Here is an 18,023-nt window from a genome sequence, read left to right as displayed (position 1 = left end):
GCGCGTCGACCGGCTCGGCGAGCAGGGCGTACGCCTGCTTCGGCGCCTTGAGCGCGCGCTGGGCGAAGGTGATGACTCATTCGGGACCTCGGACGTCCCGAATGAGTCATTCGCGACGTTCCGCCGGGGCGCGGCCGCGATTTCCCCGTCGAACGGTGGCAACCGCTGACCCGCTGACGGCGTCGAAGAGGCACCAACACACCCACAACAGAAAAGCGAGGGGGTCGGTGCCATGAGTCTCGTCGAAATCCTGCTGGTCTCGGCCGGTGGCGTCATCGCCGTCCTGATCGTCGTCTTCGGGATCCTGCGGCTGCTCTACAAGGTCGCCGAACCGAACGAGGCGCTGATCATCTCCGGGCTCGGGGTCCGCGTCGACCGGGCCGAGACCGCGGACAGCCTGGGCTTCAAGATCATCACCGGCCGCGGGGTGAACGTCATCCCCGGGTTCCAGACCGCGCGGCGGCTGTCGCTGGACACGCGCGGGGTCAACCTGCAGGTCTCCTGCGTCACCAAGCAGGGGCTGCCGGTCACCGTGCGGGCCGTCGTCATCTACAAGGTCGGGGACGACTACGCCTCGATCGCCAACGCCGCCCGCCGGTTCCTGGACCAGCAGAAGGGCATGAACGACACCATCCACGAGCTCTTCTCCGGCCACCTGCGCTCGATCGTCGGCGGGCTGACCATCGAGGAGATGATCCACAACCGGGACGCGCTCACCGGCGAGGTCCGCCAGTCCTCGGCCACCGAGATGATCAAGCTCGGGCTGATCGTCGACTCGCTGCAGATCCAGGAGATCGACGACGAGTCCGGGTACATCCTCAACCTCGGCAAGCCGCACGCCGCCGCGGTCGCCGCGTCGGCCCGCATCGCCGAGGCGCAGCGGGACCAGGAGGCCGCCGAGGTCGAGCAGGTCTCCGCCGCGAAGAAGGCGGCCGCCGTCCGCGAAAGCCAGATCCAGCAGGCCGGCTACCAGGCCGAGGTCGACCAGGCGCGGGCGAAGGCGTCGCAGTCCGGTCCGCTGGCCGAGGCGACCGCGCGCCAGGAGGTCGTCGTCCAGGAGACCCGGGCCGCCGAGCTGGAGGCCGCGCTGGCCGAACAGCGGCTGCAGTCGCAGGTCCGCAAGCCGGCCGACGCGAAGGCCTACGACACCCGCACCACCGCCGACGCCGCCCGCGACGCCTCGATCGCCAAGGCCCAGGCCGAGGCGAAGGAGACCGAGCTGCGGGCCGCGGCGGACGCCACCCGCGTCAAGACCGCCGCCGAGGCCGAGGCCCAGGCCACCAAGGCCCGCGCCGAGGCGATGGCGGGCGCGACCCGGGCCACCGGTGAAGCCGAGGCCGCCGCGGCCAAGGCCCGCGGTCTCGCCGAGGCGGAAGCCGCGAAGGCCCGCGGCCTCGCCGAAGCCGAGGCGGCCCGCGCGAAGGGCCTGGCCGAAGCCGACGCGATCAAGGCGCGCGCCGCGGCGCTGGCGGAGAACCAGGAAGCCGTCGTCGCGCAGCAGCTGGCCGAGCGCTGGCCGGAGATCGTCGAGGCGGGCGCGAGCGCGTTCGGCAACGTCGACCACATGGTCGTGCTCAACGGCGCCGACGGCATGTCCGACATGTTCGCCAAGGCCCTCTCGCTCGGCGGGACCGGTCTCGGCCTGGCCCGGCAGCTCATGGACGCCATGGGCAAGCCGGCCGAAGACGAGACCGCCCGGCGCAACGGCGAGCTCAAACTGAGCGATTGACAGGTCACCCTGCGTACGGCCCTTGTGTCCGGGATCACCGGAAGCAGGGGCCGTACGCCCGATCGGGGGCGGAAATTCCCGGGCGGTTGTCCTACCGTGGGCGCATGGTGCCGGACAGCGTGTCGCGGGCCGCCCGATGAGCAGCTTCTTCACCGGCGGTCCGCGCGAGCGTCCCCTGTTCCCCGTCCCGGAGCAGGAGCTCTACGCGTTCAACGGACGGCACTGGACCGACCCCCCGCGCGAGTACATCGTCCCGGCGGTGCTGCCGTGGGCGCAGCCACTGGGCCGCTCCGAACGCACGGTGGTCGCGCTGCGGGCCATCGAGGTGTGGCCGGAGGCGCTGACCCTGCGCGTCACGGTGTACTCGCGGGACAGCCTGGTCGACGACCCCGCCGAGGGTCTGATCGACCACCGGCGCAAGCCCGACTACAACGGGCTGCTGATCGGCGTGCTCTACGCCGACGGCAGCCGGGCGAGCTCCGAGACGATCTCGGTGCCGTCCGCGTCCGAACCGGAGGCCCCGGTGCTGCGGGCCACGCCGGTCGGTGGCACGCGGTTCGCCGTCGAGCACGAGGTCTTCCTGTGGCCGCTCCCCTCGGCCGGCCCGCTCAAGCTGGTCGTGCAGTGGACGGACCGCGAAATCCCGGAGACCCGCACGACGCTCGACGGCGGCGCGATCCGCTCCGCGGCGAAGGACGCCGCGGAAATCTGGCCGGGGCTCGGCCGGCGGCAGGTGAACGGCCTGCCGGTGCGCCGCGTCGGCAAGCAGGTGGCGCTCACCCCCGATTGGGGGGCGCCGGTCGCCCAGGCGGACGCACCCCGGCCTGCTCCGGGGGAATGAACCGCCTTCTCGATCTGTGAGCCCGGGCACCGCGGCCCGGGGTATCTCGAATGGATGAACGGGGCCGCTCGTTAGCGTGGTGGAAACACTTCGACCACCCGGCCGTCATGTCGGGCTGGTGCAGTGGGTTCCTTCCCCTCCGACGCACGTGGCCGTGCGCCCCCCGCGAACCCGGAAAGGTCGCCCATGGCAGGCTCGCCGCTCAGCGCACTCGACGTCGCTTTCCTGTGCCTGGAAAGCGAAACCACCCCGATGCACATGGGAGCGGTGGTCACCTTCACCGCCCGCGGCCACCTCGACCCGGCCGCGCTGACGGCGTTGCTCGCGCAGCGGGCCGCCCGGTTGCCCAAGCTGCGCCAGCGGGCGCGCGCCGAACTGTTCCCGCCCGGCTCGGCCCGCTGGAGCGACGACCCTGGTTTTGTTGCGAGCGACCACATTCACCACGTCGTGTTGAGTTCGCTGTACGAACCGGACCCTCTGTCCGCGTACGCGTCGCGGTGGATCGCCGAGCCGCTCGACACGACCCGGCCGCTGTGGCACCTGACCCTCGTCACCGGGCTGCCGGACGGGAAGTTCGCGCTGCTGCTGAAACTGCACCACGCGCTCACCGACGGCGCCGGCGCGTACGCGGTCGCGGCCGGGCTGCTCGACGGCGTCAAGCTGCCGGAACGGATCGCCGCGCCGGCCCGCCCGATCCCCGCCCCGCGCTCCACTTTGGACACGGTGAAGGACGCCCTCGGCACGGTGTGGGGCCAGGCGAACGAGACCGCCGGGATCGCGTCGTCGCTCGTGCGGGCCGCGCGCCCGCCGCTCTCGCCGGTGTCGGCCCCGCCGTCGGCCGAGCGGCGCCTCGGGTTCGTCCGGCTGCCGCTGACCGAGCTGCGCCGGGTGCGCCGCACGCACGGCGGCACGACCAACGACGTCGTCCTGGCGGTGCTGTCGGGGGCGCTGCGCGAGTGGCTGGTGAACCGCGGGCAGCGCGCCGACGGCCGCACGCTGCGCGCGCTGATCCCGGTGAGCGTGCGCGGCCGGGCGGCCGACCAGCTCGGCGGCAACAAGCTTTCGGGCTACCTCTGCGACCTGCCGGTCGGCGAAGACGACCCGGTCGAGCGGCTGCGGGTGGTCCGCCGGGCGATGACCCGCAACAAGGCGGCGGGCCCGAGCCGCGGGGCCGGCGCGCTGCCGCTGCTGGCCGGGCGCGTGCCGCCGCTGCTGCACCGCCTCGGCACCCGCACCGCGGGCCAGGCCGCGCCGATGCTGTTCGACCTGGTGATCACCACGGTCCCGCTGCCCCCGACGCGGCTCTCGCTCGACGGCGCCCGGCTGGCGGAGATCTACCCGTTCGTGCCGCTGGCCCCGCGCCACGCGGTGGGCATCGCGGTCGCGACCTACCGGGACTCGGTCCACATCGGTCTGCAGGTCAACGGCGCGGCGGTGCCGGACGTGGGCTCCCTGCGCGACGCGGTCCTGAAGTCGGCGGCCCGGCTGCTCGACGCTTCCTAGCTGGAGCTGCGCCGCAGCGGCCGAGACCTTCATGGTCGCCGCCAAACCGCCCGGAACTTAGCCGACCGCTACCGCCTCCACATCACATCTGACGCTCGGTGGCTGCCCGGATCAGCGCCTGGACGGCCCAGCGCATCACCTCGGTGGCCGCGTCCGGCTCGAGGTGACAGGCGTCCCGGGTGACGATCAGCGCCTCGACGCCGTAGACGAGCATCAGGCCATCGTCAGCCGGCGGTACTCCTCCGGCGGCAGCTTGCCTTCGAGCGGCTCGAGGACCTGCCGCGTCATGCGGATCCGGCTCTGGCCGCGGACCGGCGCTTCCGCCGACGTGCCGCCTTGCTCGAACCAGCGGTCGAGCGGGTGACGTTCCGCCTGCTGCACGTCTGCGAATTCCGCGACGGCCGGATGACCCTCGAGAACGTCTGGCAAGGCCCGCCGGTCCCGGTCGGCGGATGACCACCGTCGTCCTGGCCGGAGCTTGGCCACCGCGGCGACCGGCGCGGAAGCGATCGAGGCCGTGCTCGAGCACCGGCCGGACGTCCTGGTGCTGGACGTCGCGCTCACCGGCGCCCTGCGGGCCGGGGTGCGCGGCTACCTGCCCGCGCACACCGGGCCGGCCGACGTCACGCGCGCGATCCGCAACGTCGCGGCCGGCGCGGTCGTGTTCGGCGACGGCCTCGCCGACCGGATCCCCCGGCTGCTGCTGTCCCCCGCGCCGCTGCCGGACCGGCGGGCAGCGTCGCCGACGCGGTGATCGCGCGCCGCCTCGGGATCGCGCCCAAGACGGTGCGCAACCGCGTGCCGGTGATCAGCGTGAAACTGGGGCCAGGGGCCGCGCGGAGGCGATCACCCTGGCCCGGACCGCGGGCCTGGCCCCGGTCTAGCCGCGGAGCATCTCCGCGACCAGGAACGCCAGCTCCAGCGACTGCTGCGTGTTCAGCCGCGGGTCACAGGCCGTCTCGTAGCGGCCCGACAGGTCGACGTCCGAGATCTCCTGGGCGCCGCCGAGGCACTCGGTGACGTCTTCGCCGGTCAGCTCCACGTGGATGCCGCCCGGGTAGGTGCCCAGCTTGTTGTGCACCTCGAAGAAGCCCTGGACCTCGTCCACGATGCGGTCGAAGTGGCGGGTCTTGTAGCCGGTCGACGACTCGTGGGTGTTGCCGTGCATCGGGTCGCACTGCCAGATGACCTTGTGCCCGGACGCCTCGACCTGCTCCACGATGGCCGGCAGCACCTCGCGGACCTTGCCGTTGCCCATCCGCGCGATCAGCGTCAGCCGGCCCGGCTCGAAGCGCGGGTCGAGCCGCTCGACGTACTCGAGGGCCTGCGCCGGCGTGGTCGTCGGGCCGATCTTCAACCCGATCGGGTTGGCCAGCAGCTCGGCGAACGCGATGTGCGCGCCGTCCAGCTGCCGGGTCCGCTCGCCGACCCAGAGGAAGTGCGACGAGAGGTTGTACAGCTTCGGGTTCGCCACGTCGGCGTTGTCCAGGCGCAGCATCGAACGCTCGTAGTCGAGCAGCAGCGCCTCGTGGCTGGCGAAGATCTCGGTCGACTGCAGCGACGTGTCGGTGACGCCGCACGCCGACATGAACCGCAGGCCGCGGTCGATCTCGTTGGCCAGCGACTCGAAGCGCTGCGCCGCCGGCGAGGCCGACACGAAGTCCTTGTTCCAGTCGTGCACCTGGTGCAGGTCGGCCATGCCGGCCGCGGTGAGGGCACGGACCAGGTTCATCGCGGCGCCCGCGTTCGCGTAGGCGCGGATCATCCGGCCCGGGTCCGGCACGCGCAGCTCGGGCTTGGCGACCAGGGAGTTGATGATGTCGCCGCGGTACACCGGCAGGCCCAGCGCGTCCGTCGCGGCCGAGCGCGGCTTCGCGTACTGCCCGGCGATGCGGCCGACCTTGACCACCGGCAGGCTCGCGCCGTAGGTCATCACGACCGCCATCTGCAGCAGCGTGCGCAGGTTGGCCCGGATGTGCGGCTCGGTGTTGGACTCGAACGTCTCCGCGCAGTCCCCACCCTGCAGGAGGAACGCCTCGCCGCGGGCGACCATGGCCAGCTGGCCCTTGAGCCGGTCGATCTCGGCCGGGACGGTGATCGGCGGCACGCTCTCCAGCACGGCGCGGACCCGGCGGGTCGCCTCGGGGTCGGGCCACTCCGGCTGTTGCGCGGCCGGGAGCGCCAGTGCCTTGTCGAGCCGCTGACGCAGTTCAGGCGGCAGCGGCGGCAGCTCGGGCAGTGTGTCGACGGGGACGTCCACAGTCCAGTTCACGCAGACCAATATAAGGTTTGCGCCGTGCTCCGCTTCGCCAGGTTTGCCACCGAGGTCTTGGCACCCTGGGTTTGGGTCCTCACGCTGCCCCTCGCCGTCGCCTGGGCCGCGACCGGCCACCGGCCGCTGCCGGCCCTCGGCTGGGGCCTGTTGATCTCGGTCACCGGCTCGCTGATCCCGATGGCGGTGATCGTCCGCGGGGCCCGGCGCGGCCGGTGGGACGGCCACCACGTGACGAACCGGGCGGGCCGCCGGGTCCCGCTGCTGGCCGCCGGGGTGTCGCTCGGCCTCGGCTTCGCCGTGCTGCTGGCCGGGGGCGCACCCGCGCCGCTGGTCGCCCTGGCGGCGTCGATGCTGGCGAGCCTGCTGGTCGCGGTGGCGATCACCTTCGGCGCGAAGTTCAAGATCTCCCTGCACGCCGCGGTCGCCTCGGCCGCCGTCGTCGTGCTGGCCCTGACGTACGGCCCGTGGGCGCTGCTGCTCGCCCTGCCCGCGGCCTGGGTGGCGTGGTCACGCGTCGCGCTGCGTGACCACACCACTCCCGAGGTGCTGGCCGGCCTGCTGATGGGGGTCGTCGTCGGCGGGGGCGGCTACTGGGCGCTGCTCACCGCCTTGCGCTGACCCCGGGCTCAGCAGGGCCGTCCCGAGGCGAACGTCGCGAACACGGTGGCGCTCGAGAACGCGGGAACGCGCAGCATCGATCCACTGTATTTCGGGCCGGTGTACAGGCACCAGGTGTCCTGACTGCCGTTTTGTTCGGCGAACGCGGTGAACGGCGGCGTGATCGACGGTGCCGGGGCCCCGAGGCAGAGGTCGTTGCCGTCCGTGCCGAGCAGCCGGAGGCTTTCCGGAATGCAGAACGTGGTCCGGGCCGACGCCGCGGGGGCGGCCAGCAGGGCGGCGGCCAGCACGGACACGACGAAGAACAGCATTCTTTTCATGTTTTTTCCCCTCATTCCCCCGAGAGGGAATTGTCCCCCTCACCGCCCAGACTGGCAGGAACCGTCCGCCGCCGGGAAGACCCCGTCACGCAGATAGCCCAGCACCGCTTCGTTTCCGCAAGCGTTTTCCCGCGTGAAGACGCCGTGCCCGCCGGCGTCGACGGTGATCATCCGCGCGCGGGCCCCGAACGCCGCCCGCGTCTCCCGCGCGCCCGACAGCGGGGTCGCCGGATCGCGCCGGTTCTGCACCAGCAGGACGTTCGCCGGGCCGGGGCCGCCGACGCGCACCGGCGGCTCGGCGCGCTCGACGGGCCAGAACGCGCACGGGTTCACGTTCGCCGCGGCGGGGCCGAACATCGGGTGCCGCGCCCGTTCGCGTTCGACCGCGTGCTGGTAGTAGCCGACCTGCTCGGGCCAGTCGGAGTCGTTGCAGAGCACCTGGAGCTGGAGGGCGGCGTGGTTGTCGCCGTCGAGCGGCCCGGCCGCGGCGCGCGCGGTGCCCGCCCAGTCCCGCGCCACGGCGGGGAAGGAGGCGTCGTCGTAGAGCCCGTTCCAGGTGTTCGCGCGGAATCCGGGCCCGCGGACGGCGGCGAGCTCGAAGAACTTCGCCGTCACCGCGGCCGGGGTCCGGCCCAGGTGGTAGAGGTCGTCGCGCTCGGCCGCCCACGCGGCGAAGTCCGGGAAGCGGTCGTCGAAGCCTTCCGCGAAGCGCTGGTTGGCGCGGACGTCGAGGCCGCGCGGGCCGAGGACGCTGTCGAGCACGATCCGGTCGGTGCGGGCCGGGAACATCGACGCGTAGGCGGCGCCGAGGTAGCTGCCGTAGGAGACACCGTAGTAGGAGATCTTCTTCTCCCCCAGTGCTTCCCGGATCCGGTCGAGGTCCCGGGCGGTGTTCGCGGTCGTCATGTGCGGCAGCAGGTCCGTTGTGGACGCACTGCCGCACTGGGCGGCCACGGCCCGCGCTTTCGCCGCGGTGGCGAGAACGTGCCGCGGCCCGTCCGCATAGGGGCCGAGGACCGCGCCGCGCTCCTCCGGCGTCGTCATGCCGCAGGTCACCGGCGTGCTGTAGACGGTGCCGCGGGGGTCGAACCCGATGACGTCGTAGACGTCCGGCAGGCCGGAGCCGCCCATCCGCTGCAGCAGCTGGGCGGGCATGGCGAGCCCGGGGCTGCCCGGCCCGCCGGGGTTCATCACCAGCACGCCGCGTTTCTCGCCGGGGGCGGCGGCGTGGCGGGAGAGCGTGAGCTCGATGGTCCGGTCCGGGTGCGCGTAGTCGAGCGGAACGCGCAGGGTGGCGCATTCGAGGCCGGTCGTCGGGGACGGCGACAAGCCGTAGTCCGGGCAGGGGGTCGTCCACTGGAGCCGTGGTGCCGCCTCCGCCTCGGCCGGGGGCGCGGCGAGCAGGAACACCAGGGCGATCAGGGTTTTCCGCATGCCCCGAGCCTGGCCTGCCCGCCGCGCGCGGACGTCAGCCCAGGGACCGGAACTCGTGCTCCGCCCCTGGGCTGACGTGCGGTCACGCGGCTTGCGCGCGGTTGTACAGGTTCTGCGCGTCGGTGCCGAAGTACGGCCCGAACATGTAGCCGGGCAGGAAGGTGTAGCCGAAGCTGTTCACCGAGGCCTGCACGCCGGTGCCGGTGCCCTCGTTGAACGACAGGAACCACGGACCGCCGCTGGAGCCGCCGGTCATGTTGCAGTTCATGCCGTGGTCCTTGGTCAGCAGGAAGTCGGTGAAGGTGCTGCCGCTGCAGTAGATCAGCTTCGTCCCGTCGTAGGGCGCGGCGGCGGGGTAGCCGAAGGTGTACATGTTCTGGTTCTTCGGCTGGTTGAAGGCGATGCCCTGCGCGCCGACGACGTCGGTGAGCCGCTGCGAGTCGAGCGGGTTGACGACGGCCATGCCGACGTCGTAGTTCATGTCCTCACTGGCTTCCCACTGCGGCGTGGTGAGCGTGGTCTTCGCCGTCCACTGGCCGTAGGGGGCGTTGCCGTTGTTGTAGCCGGGCACGAAGACCCATTGGGTGTGCCAGCTGCCCTGGTACTTCACGCAGTGCCCGGCGGTGACGACGACGCTGCCGTTGGTGCTGGTGACGGCGTCCCCGGAGCACGACGCTTTCTGGCCGTTGAACAGGAAGAACACCCGCCCGGCGGTCTGCGTGACCTTGCCGCCGCCGGTCCAGGGTCCCCCGCCGTTCGGGATGCTCCGGATGATCGCGCTCTGCCCTTTGGCCACGTCTTTCGGCGTGACTTCCGGGGCTTTGACGAGCGACTCCATGGGGACGGCCGCCCGCATGGCATCGGGCGTCCAGAAGGGTTTCGGTGCCGCCTGGGCCGGGGTGCCGACCAGGGCGAACGCGAGAGCGAGGATGGCGGTGACCACCGCGGTTTTCGTGTGCTTCAAGACGCCCCACCTTCCGCAGAAGTGAATCGTCGCAAAGGCGACACAGCTACTCGAAAGTAGTTGTCTGTGTACAGAGTGCACAGCCGCCGTTCGGCGTAACGCTTTCAGGACGCGGCGAAGGCCCCCTCACCGGCGGCGAGGGGGCCTTCTCGTGGAACAAGATCAGACGACCGCGAGCGGCAACGCCGTCGGGTGCACCGGGGCCGGGAGGTCCGACGCCCCCGTCAGGTACGTGTCCACCGCGTTGGCCACCGAACGGCCCTCCGCGATCGCCCAGACCACCAGCGACGCTCCGCGGTGCGCGTCACCGCAGACGAACACCCCGGGCGTCTCCGTCTGCCAGTCCGCGCCGCACGACAGCGTTCCCCTGCGGGTCAACGACAACCCGAGCCCCGACAGCAGCGGCATCTCCTCGACGCCCTCGAAGCCGATCGCCAGCAACACCAGGTCCGCCGGCAGCGTCTCGACCTCGTCGTTGACCGGGATGACCTCGCGACGGCCGGAAGAGGGATCCTTCTGGACGCGGACCTGCTGCAGCTCCACCGCCGTGACCCGCCCGTCGGAAGACCCGACGAACCGGCGCACCGCCACCGCGAACTTGCGCTCGCCCGCCTCCTCGTGCGCCGCGTACGTGCGCAGGATGTACGGCCACGTCGGCCACGGCGACCGCTCGTCGTCGCGAACCGAGGGCGGCATCGGGTACTGGTCGAGCTGCGTCACCGACAGCGCGCCCTGGCGTGTTGCCGTTCCGTAGGAGTCCGCTCCCGTGTCGCCGCCGCCGATGATCACCACGTGCTTGCCGCGGGCGTCGATCGCGGGCGGGCCGTCGCCCTCGACGAACTTGTTGGCCGGGACCAGGTGCTCCATCGCCAGGTGGATGCCCGCCAGCTCGCGGCCCGGGGTCGTCGTGTCGTCGCGGCCGCGCAGGGCGCCGACCGCCAGGACCACCGCGTCGTACTGCGCGCGCAGGTCCTCCACCGACAAGTCGACGCCGACCTCGCAGCCCGTCACGAACCGGGTGCCCTCCTTGCGCAGCTGCGCCAGGCGCCGGTCGAGGACCTTCTTCTCCATCTTGAACTCGGGGATGCCGTAGCGCAGCAGCCCGCCGAGGCGGTCGTCGCGCTCGAACACCGTCACCTCGTGGCCGGCGCGGGTCAGCTGCTGGGCGGCGGCGAGCCCGGCCGGCCCGGAGCCGACGATCGCCACCCGGCGGCCGCTGGACACTTCGGACACCTGCGGCTGGACGTAGCCCGCTTCCCAGGACTGGTCGGCGATCGTCTGCTCGACGCGCTTGATCGACACCGGCCCGCCCGACAGTGGCGAGATCGACAGCACGCAGCCCGCCTCGCACGGCGCCGGGCACAGCTTCCCGGTGAACTCGGGGAAGTTGTTGGTCGCGTGCAGCCGGTCGCTCGCCGCGGCCCAGTCGCCGCGGCGGACCAGGTCGTTCCACTCCGGGATCAGGTTGCCCAGCGGGCAGCCGGACCCCCCGGAGTGGCAGAACGGGATGCCGCAGTCCATGCACCGCGACGCCTGCTTGCGCACCTGCTCGTTGCGCTCGTTCGGGTCGACGTCCGCGTAGACCTCGCCCCACGAGGAAAGCCGTTCCTCGTAAGACTTCTTTGCGGGCTCTTCGCGCTCGAACTTCAGGAAACCGGTCGGGTCAGCCACGAGCGGCCTCCATGATCGCCTCGTCGACGTCGCGGCCGGCAGCGCGCGCCGCCTTCGCCGCGTCCAGGACCCGCTGGTAGTCGCGCGGCATCACCTTCGTGAACGCCACGGACCGGCGCGGCCAGTCGCCGAGCAGCGAGGCCGCGACCGCGGAGCGGGTGAGATCGTAGTGCTGTTGCACGGTCTTCTTCAGCCACGCCAGGTCGTCCGCGCTCGGGCGCAGCAGGTCCACCATGTCCTGGTTGACCTTCTTCGCGTCGACGTCGAGGACGAAGGCGATGCCGCCGGACATGCCGGCCGCCAGGTTGCGCCCGGTCGGGCCGAGCACCACCGCGCGGCCGCCGGTCATGTACTCGAAGGCGTGGTCGCCGACCCCTTCGGCGACGACCGTGGCGCCGGAGTTGCGGACGCAGAACCGCTCGCCGACCTGGCCGCGCAGGAAGATCTCGCCGCCGGTGGCGCCGTAGGCGATCGTGTTGCCCGCGATCGTCTGCGCCTCGGCGGCGAAAGTCGCCTCCGGGTCGGGGCGGACGACGATCCGGCCGCCGGAGAGGCCCTTGCCGACGTAGTCGTTCGCGTCGCCGACCATGTCGAGGGTGATGCCGCGCGGCAGGAACGCGCCGAGCGACTGGCCCGCCGAACCGGTGAGCTTGACGTTGATGGTGTTCTCGGGCAGGCCGTCGCCGCCGTAGCGGCGGGTGATCTCCGAGCCGAGCAGCGTGCCGACGGTCCGGTTGACGTTGCGCACCGGCAGCTCGATGTTGACGTGGTGCGCGTCTTCGAGGGCCGCCTCGGCGAGCTGGATGAGCGTGCGGTCCAGGGCGTGCTCGAGGCCGTGGTCCTGGCCGCGGGTGCGCCGCTTCGCGCCACCGTACGGGGTCTCCGACGGCATCTCGAAGATCGGCTTCAGGTCGAGCCCGGCCGCCTTCCAGTGGTCGACGGCCTCGTCGGTGTCCAGCAGCTCGGCGTGGCCGATGGCCTCGTCCAGCGTGCGGAAACCCAGCGCGGCCAGGGTTTCGCGGACTTCTTCGGCGACGAACTTGAAGAAGTTGACCACGTGCTCGACCTGGCCGGTGTAGCGCTTGCGCAGCTCGGGGCTCTGCGTGGCGACGCCGACCGGGCACGTGTCGAGGTGGCAGACGCGCATCATGATGCAGCCCGCGACGACGAGCGGGGCCGTCGCGAAGCCGTACTCCTCGGCGCCGAGCAGCGCCGCGATGACGACGTCGCGCCCGGTCTTCATGGCGCCGTCCACCTGCACGGTGATCCGGTCGCGCAGGCCGTTGAGCAGCAGCGTCTGCTGGGTCTCGGCGAGGCCGATCTCCCACGGCGTGCCCGCGTGCTTGAGCGAGTTCATCGGGGACGCGCCGGTGCCGCCGTCGTGGCCGGAGATGAGCACGACGTCGGCGTGCGCCTTGGACACGCCGGCCGCGACCGTGCCGACACCGAGCGAGGACACCAGCTTCACGTGGATGCGGGCGTGCTCGTTGGCGTTCTTGAGGTCGTGGATCAGCTGGGCCAGGTCCTCGATGGAGTAGATGTCGTGGTGCGGCGGCGGCGAAATGAGGCCGACACCCGGCGTCGAGTGCCGGGTCCGCGCGATCCACGGGTACACCTTGTTCGGCGGCAGCTGGCCGCCCTCGCCGGGCTTCGCGCCCTGCGCCATCTTGATCTGGATGTCGTCCGCGTTCACCAGGTACTCGCTGGTGACGCCGAAGCGGCCCGACGCGACCTGCTTGATCGCGCTGCGGCGCTCGGGGTCGTAAAGCCGCTCCGGGTCCTCGCCGCCCTCGCCGGTGTTGGACCGGCCGCCGATGCGGTTCATGGCGATGGCCAGGGTCTCGTGCGCCTCGGCCGAAATCGAGCCGTAGGACATCGCGCCGGTGTTGAAGCGCTTGAAGATCGCTTCGGCGGGCTCGACCTCGTCGAGCGGCACCGGCTCGCGGACGCCGTCCTTGAACGAGAACAGCCCGCGCAGCGTGCCGCCCTCGCGGTAGAGGCGGTGCACCTCGTCGGTGTACTTGCGGTACACCTCGTCGCGGCCGGTCTTGGACGCGTGCTGCAGCAGGAACACCGTCTCCGGCGTGAACAGGTGCAGCTCGCCCTCGCGGCGGTAGGCGTACTCGCCGCCCGTCTCGAGTCCGCGGTGGACGCGGTCGGTCGGGTTCTCCGGGTACGCGCGGCGGTGGCGCGTCGCGACCTCTTCGGCGAGCACCTCCAGGCCGACGCCGCCGAGCTTCGACGACGTCCCGGTGAAGTACTCGTCGAGCAGGTCCTGGCTCAGGCCGAGGGATTCGAAGACCTGGGCGGCGGTGTACGCGCCGACCGTGGAGATGCCCATCTTGGACATGATCTTCAGGACGCCCTTGACCAGCGCGTACACGTAGTTGCGGACGGCCTTGGCGGGCTCGATGCCGGTGACCGCGCCCTGGGAGATCATGTCTTCGATGGTCTCGAAGGCCAGGTACGGGTTGACCGCGGCGGCGCCGTAGCCGAGCAGCAGCGCGATATGGTGCACCTCGCGCGCGTCACCGGATTCGACGACCAGCGCGACCCGCAGGCGTTCCTTGGTGCGGACCAGGTGGTGGTGCACCGCGGAAACCAGCAGCAGCGACGGGATCGGCGCCATCCGGTGGTCGGAGTCGCGGTCGGACAGCACGAGCGTGCGCGCGCCGGCCGCGATCGCCTCGGACGCCTCGCGCCGGACGCGCTCGATCGCGCCCGCGAGCGCTTCCGCGCCACCGTCCACTTCGTACAGTCCGGAAAGGACGCTGCAGGCGAAGCCGGGGAGGTCGCCGTCGTCGTTGATGTGGATGAGCTTGGCGAGCTCGTCGTTGTCGATGACGGGGTACGGCAGCTTCAGGTGGCGGCACGACGCCGGGCCGGGGGCCAGCAGGTTGCGCTCGGGGCCCATGATCCGCGCCATGCAGGTGACGAGCTCCTCGCGGATCGCGTCCAGCGGCGGGTTGGTCACCTGGGCGAAGTTCTGCTTGAAGTAGTCGTAGAGCAGGCGGGACCGCTGCGACAGCACCGCGGGCGGGGTGTCCGACCCCATCGAGCCGATCGGTTCGGCACCCTTCTCGGCCATCGGCGCGAGCAGGATCTTGAGCTCTTCTTCGGTGTAGCCGAAGGAAAGCTGGCGGCGCAGCACGGAGTCGTGGCTCTGCACGACGTGGTCGCGGTCGGGCAGCTCGGCGATCTGGAGCAGGCCCGCGTGCAGCCACGAGTCGTAGGGCAGCTCGCTCGCCAGCGCGGACTTGACCTCTTCGTCGTCCACGATCCGGCCGGCCACCGTGTCGACCAGGAACATCCGGCCGGGCTTGAGCCGGCCCTTGGCGACGACGTCCTTCGGGGCGACGTCCAGGACACCGGCCTCGCTGGCCAGGACCACGCGGTCGTCGGCCGTGCGCCACCAGCGCGCCGGGCGCAGGCCGTTGCGGTCCAGGACCGCGCCGACCAGGCTGCCGTCGGTGAAGGTGACGCACGCGGGGCCGTCCCACGGCTCCATCAGGCTGGCGTGGAACTGGTAGAAAGCGCGGCGCTCGGGCTTCATGGTGGCGTGGTTCTCCCACGCCTCCGGGATCATCATCAGCACCGCGTGCGGCAGCGACCGGCCGCCCAGGTGCAGCAGCTCGAGGACCTCGTCGAAGGACGCCGAGTCCGACGCGTCCGGCGAGCAGATCGGGAACAGCCGGGACAGGTCGCCGGGGAGGACGTCGGATTCGAGCAGCGCCTCGCGGGCCCGCATGCGGTTGCGGTTGCCGCGGATGGTGTTGATTTCGCCGTTGTGGGCGACGAACCGGAACGGGTGGGCCAGCGGCCACGACGGGAAGGTGTTGGTGGAGAAGCGGGAGTGCACCAGCGCGATGGCGCTTTCCAGGCGTTCGTCGCGGAGGTCGGCGAAGAACGCGGGCAGCTGCTCCGGTGTCACCATGCCCTTGTAGACGATCGTCCGCGAGGACAGGGACGGGAAGTACGTGCCGCAGCCGGCGTTCGCGCTCTCGTTCTCGACGCGCTTGCGCAGACAGAAGGCCAGCCGATCCAGCTCGAGGCCGGATTTTCCGTCGGCGGTGACGAAAAGCATGGCGAAGTGCGGCATGACCGAGCGGGCGGTCGGGCCGATGTCGGCGCGATCGGCGTCGACCGGGACCTCGCGCCAGCCGAGGACCTCCAGGCCCTCTTCGACGGCGATGCGTTCGGCCAGCCCCACGGCCTTGCGGCGCTGCTCGGCGTCCTGGGGCAGGAACGCGATGCCGGCGGCGTAGGAGTGGTGGCCGTCTTCGCCGGGCGCGGGCAGTTCGAAGCCGGCCTCGGCGCGCAGCAGCGCGTCGGGCAGCTGCAGGAGGATGCCGGCGCCGTCGCCGGAGGTGGGCTCGGCGCCCGCGGCGCCGCGGTGGTCGAGGTTGGTCAGCGCGGCCAGGCCGTCGGTGACGATGCCGTGGGAACGGCGCCCGCGGATGTCGGCCACCATGGCCACACCGCAGGAGTCCTGCTCGGTCTCCGGGTCGTACAGACCCTGCTTGCCGGGCATGGCGGAGAAGATCAACGGGACCTCCTTCGTCGTCTTGTTCGTGCGGGGCCGGGCTACCGGCCGGGGAGCGCACGGGACGACGATGGCCCGCTTGTTAGCGCGACTTTAACACCTGGGAAACATGCCAGCAGCATCTCAGAGCGCCCCGGACGGCGTCGGACGGTAACGATCTGGCTGCGCGGAACGACGTAGTTCCTGATGGGCTTCCGGTAGTTCGTTCCGCTAAGTATACGGCCCGGAAACTCCGGTCGAGTCTACCGTGACCTGATCGGCTCGCTGTGTCCGCGGTCACTAGAACGTGTTACATTTCGCCGCATGATCCTCGATCGGTTCAAGCTCACCGACCAGGTCGCGGTGGTCACCGGAGCAGGGCGCGGGATCGGTGCGGCCACCGCCGTGGCCCTCGCCGAAGCGGGCGCCGACGTGGTGATCGCGTCCCGGACCGCCGCCCAGCTCGACGAGGTCGCGGCCCGGGTTTCCGAGGCCGGCCGGCGCGCTTTCCCGGTGCCGGGGGACCTGTCCTCACCGGCGGCGGCGGCCGCGCTGGCCGAGACGGCGGTCTCGGAGTTCGGCCGGCTCGACCTGGTGGTCAACAACGTGGGCGGCACGTACCCGCGGCCCCTGCTGGAGTCGTCGGTGGACTTCATGGAGGAAGCGTTCCGCTTCAACGTGGCGACGGCCCACGCGCTGACGGTGGCGGCGGCACCCTCGCTGCTGGAGACGGGCGGCTCGGTGGTCAACATTTCCTCGGTCATGGGCCGCCTCGCGGGCCGGGGCTTCGCGGCCTACGGAACGGCGAAGGCGGCCCTGGCCCACTACACGCGCCTGGCGGCGGCGGACCTGGCCCCTCGCGTCCGGGTGAACGCCATCTCGGTGGGTTCGGTGGCGACGTCGGCCCTGGAGATCGTGGTGGGCAACCCGGAGCTGCGCGCCAAGATGGAGGGCGCGACACCGCTGGGCAAGATCGGCGAGGCGGAGGACATCGCGGCGACGGTGGTGTTCCTGGCGTCCCGGGCCGGCGGGTACATCACCGGCAAGATCCTCGAGGTCGACGGCGGGCTGCAGGCGCCGAACCTGGAGCTGGGCCTGCCGGACCTCTGACGCTCAGCTCTCGTCGGTCTTCTTCGGCTCTTCGGCCGGGATCTCCTCCGCGGGCTTCTCGGCCGGAACGTCGGCCGTGACCTTGGCGGGCTCGGCCTCGGGCTGCTCGGCCGGGGCCTCCGAAGCCGGGACCTCGTCCGGCCCCGCGGCGTCCTTGCTGACCAGGGTCTCCGGCGCCTCCCGCGGCCCGCGCTTCCCGGCGACCACGAAGTACGCCACCGCGCCCGCGAACAGCAGGATCGACGTCCACACGTTCACCCGCAGCCCGAGGATGTGGTTCGCCGTGTCGGTCCGCATCATCTCGATCCAGCCGCGGCCGACCGTGTACCCCGCCACGTAGAGCGCGAAGGCCCGGCCGTGGCCGAGCTTGAACTTGCGGTCCGCCCAGACCACCAGGAGCGCGACCAGCAGGTTCCAGATCAGCTCGTACAGGAACGTCGGGTGGACCGGGCTCTCCGGCAGCGGGATGTGGCCCGTCGCGACGCCGTTCAGGAGGTTGTCCGGGTCCTCCGGGTTGAAGCGCTGGTAGACCTCCAGGCCCCACGGCAGGTCCGTGTGCGCGCCGTAGAGCTCCTGGTTGAAGTAGTTGCCGATGCGGCCGATCGCCTGCGCGACGACGATGCCCGGCGCCACCGCGTCCGCCATCGCCGGCAGCGGGATGCCCTTGCGGCGGCAGGCGATGAGCGCACCCACCGCGCCGAGGGCGATCGCGCCCCAGATGCCGAGGCCGCCGTCCCAGATCGCGAACGCGTTCCACGGGTTGCGGCCCTCGGTGAAGTACAGCTCGGGGTCGGTGATCACGTGGTACAACCGGCCGCCGACCAGGCCGAACGGCACCGCGAACACCGCGATGTCGATCACCGTGCCCTTGGTGCCGCCGCGGGCGATCCACCGGCGCTCGCCCCACCAGATCGCCACGATGATGCCGGCGATGATGCACAGGGCGTACGCGCGGAGCGGGATCGGTCCCAGGTGCCAGACACCGCGGTCGGGGCTCGGGATCGTCGCGAGGTAGGCGCTCATCACGCGGCCACCG

15 protein-coding genes and 1 pseudogene are annotated in these 18,023 nt (G+C 71.6%); 6 read left to right on the top strand and 10 right to left on the bottom strand.

Annotated features, from left to right (window positions below):
• Window positions 1-76: pseudogene (locus tag ACWDN5_RS06330) on the bottom strand (TetR/AcrR family transcriptional regulator); the annotation flags it as partial.
• Window positions 77-232: 156 nt separating this feature from the next.
• On the opposite strand from ACWDN5_RS06330, the gene ACWDN5_RS06325 reads away from it, so the two are divergent.
• The 3 genes from ACWDN5_RS06325 (at window position 233) to ACWDN5_RS06315 (ending at window position 4,073) form a co-directional block, all read left to right on the top strand.
• Window positions 233-1,729, top strand: coding sequence for an SPFH domain-containing protein (locus ACWDN5_RS06325; protein WP_310976464.1), 1,497 nt, complete (start codon window positions 233-235; stop codon window positions 1,727-1,729).
• A gap of 136 nt (window positions 1,730-1,865) precedes the next feature.
• On the top strand, window positions 1,866-2,570 hold the full coding sequence (locus tag ACWDN5_RS06320; protein WP_449674945.1) for a hypothetical protein: 705 nt from the start codon (window positions 1,866-1,868) through the stop codon (window positions 2,568-2,570).
• Between the two features lie 186 nt (window positions 2,571-2,756).
• Complete coding sequence (locus ACWDN5_RS06315) at window positions 2,757-4,073, top strand: wax ester/triacylglycerol synthase family O-acyltransferase (protein WP_310976467.1); 1,317 nt, start codon at window positions 2,757-2,759, stop codon at window positions 4,071-4,073.
• An 82-nt stretch (window positions 4,074-4,155) separates the two neighbouring features.
• On the opposite strand, the gene ACWDN5_RS06310 is transcribed toward ACWDN5_RS06315, so the two are convergent.
• Window positions 4,156-4,287, bottom strand: coding sequence for a hypothetical protein (locus tag ACWDN5_RS06310; protein ID WP_449674943.1), 132 nt, complete (start codon window positions 4,285-4,287; stop codon window positions 4,156-4,158).
• Window positions 4,287-4,454, bottom strand: a complete 168-nt coding sequence (locus tag ACWDN5_RS06305; protein ID WP_449674941.1) for a hypothetical protein — start codon at window positions 4,452-4,454, stop codon at window positions 4,287-4,289. Before ACWDN5_RS06305 ends, ACWDN5_RS06310 begins: the two co-directional genes overlap by 1 nt.
• 97 nt (window positions 4,455-4,551) lie before the next feature.
• Here ACWDN5_RS06305 and ACWDN5_RS06300 point away from each other — a divergent pair, with 97 nt between their 5' ends.
• A complete protein-coding gene (locus ACWDN5_RS06300) occupies window positions 4,552-4,827 on the top strand; it encodes a hypothetical protein (protein ID WP_449674939.1) in 276 nt (91 codons plus the stop codon).
• 126 nt (window positions 4,828-4,953) lie between these two features.
• Here ACWDN5_RS06300 and ACWDN5_RS06295 read toward each other — a convergent pair whose 3' ends face one another.
• Window positions 4,954-6,345: a class II 3-deoxy-7-phosphoheptulonate synthase gene (locus ACWDN5_RS06295; protein ID WP_310976474.1), complete on the bottom strand. Its 1,392-nt coding sequence runs from the start codon at window positions 6,343-6,345 to the stop codon at window positions 4,954-4,956.
• 24 nt (window positions 6,346-6,369) lie between these two features.
• Here ACWDN5_RS06295 and ACWDN5_RS06290 point away from each other — a divergent pair, with 24 nt between their 5' ends.
• Window positions 6,370-6,966: a hypothetical protein gene (locus ACWDN5_RS06290; protein ID WP_449674937.1), complete on the top strand. Its 597-nt coding sequence runs from the start codon at window positions 6,370-6,372 to the stop codon at window positions 6,964-6,966.
• Between the two features lie 8 nt (window positions 6,967-6,974).
• Here the strand turns inward: ACWDN5_RS06290 and ACWDN5_RS06285 are convergent, their stop codons facing one another.
• The 5 genes from ACWDN5_RS06285 to gltB all read right to left on the bottom strand — a co-directional run bounded on the left by ACWDN5_RS06285 (window position 6,975) and on the right by gltB (window position 15,901).
• A complete protein-coding gene (locus tag ACWDN5_RS06285) occupies window positions 6,975-7,286 on the bottom strand; it encodes a hypothetical protein (RefSeq protein ID WP_449674935.1) in 312 nt (103 codons plus the stop codon).
• Between the two features lie 39 nt (window positions 7,287-7,325).
• Window positions 7,326-8,720, bottom strand: coding sequence for an alpha/beta hydrolase (locus ACWDN5_RS06280; protein WP_449674933.1), 1,395 nt, complete (start codon window positions 8,718-8,720; stop codon window positions 7,326-7,328).
• An 82-nt stretch (window positions 8,721-8,802) separates the two neighbouring features.
• Window positions 8,803-9,684 (bottom strand): trypsin-like serine peptidase, encoded by an 882-nt coding sequence (locus ACWDN5_RS06275; RefSeq protein WP_449674931.1) that lies wholly within the window; start codon window positions 9,682-9,684, stop codon window positions 8,803-8,805.
• Between the two features lie 162 nt (window positions 9,685-9,846).
• On the bottom strand, window positions 9,847-11,355 hold the full coding sequence (locus ACWDN5_RS06270) for a glutamate synthase subunit beta (protein ID WP_310976480.1): 1,509 nt from the start codon (window positions 11,353-11,355) through the stop codon (window positions 9,847-9,849).
• On the bottom strand, window positions 11,348-15,901 hold the full coding sequence (gltB, locus tag ACWDN5_RS06265) for a glutamate synthase large subunit (RefSeq protein ID WP_449674929.1): 4,554 nt from the start codon (window positions 15,899-15,901) through the stop codon (window positions 11,348-11,350). The genes ACWDN5_RS06270 and gltB overlap by 8 nt, the downstream gene beginning before the upstream one ends.
• Before the next feature lie 300 nt (window positions 15,902-16,201).
• On the opposite strand from gltB, the gene ACWDN5_RS06260 reads away from it, so the two are divergent.
• Window positions 16,202-16,987 carry an SDR family oxidoreductase gene (locus tag ACWDN5_RS06260; protein WP_449674927.1) on the top strand — a complete coding sequence of 262 codons (786 nt, stop codon included), beginning with the start codon at window positions 16,202-16,204 and terminating at the stop codon, window positions 16,985-16,987.
• Window positions 16,988-16,990: 3 nt separating this feature from the next.
• On the opposite strand, the gene lgt is transcribed toward ACWDN5_RS06260, so the two are convergent.
• Entirely contained in the window at window positions 16,991-18,010 is a 1,020-nt protein-coding gene (gene lgt / locus ACWDN5_RS06255) for a prolipoprotein diacylglyceryl transferase (RefSeq protein ID WP_449674926.1), read from the bottom strand.
• Between the last annotated feature and the right edge of the window lie 13 nt (window positions 18,011-18,023).

This window comes from Amycolatopsis sp. NPDC003731 (genome assembly GCF_053586895.1).
This window is presented reverse-complemented; position numbering and strand designations above follow the sequence as displayed.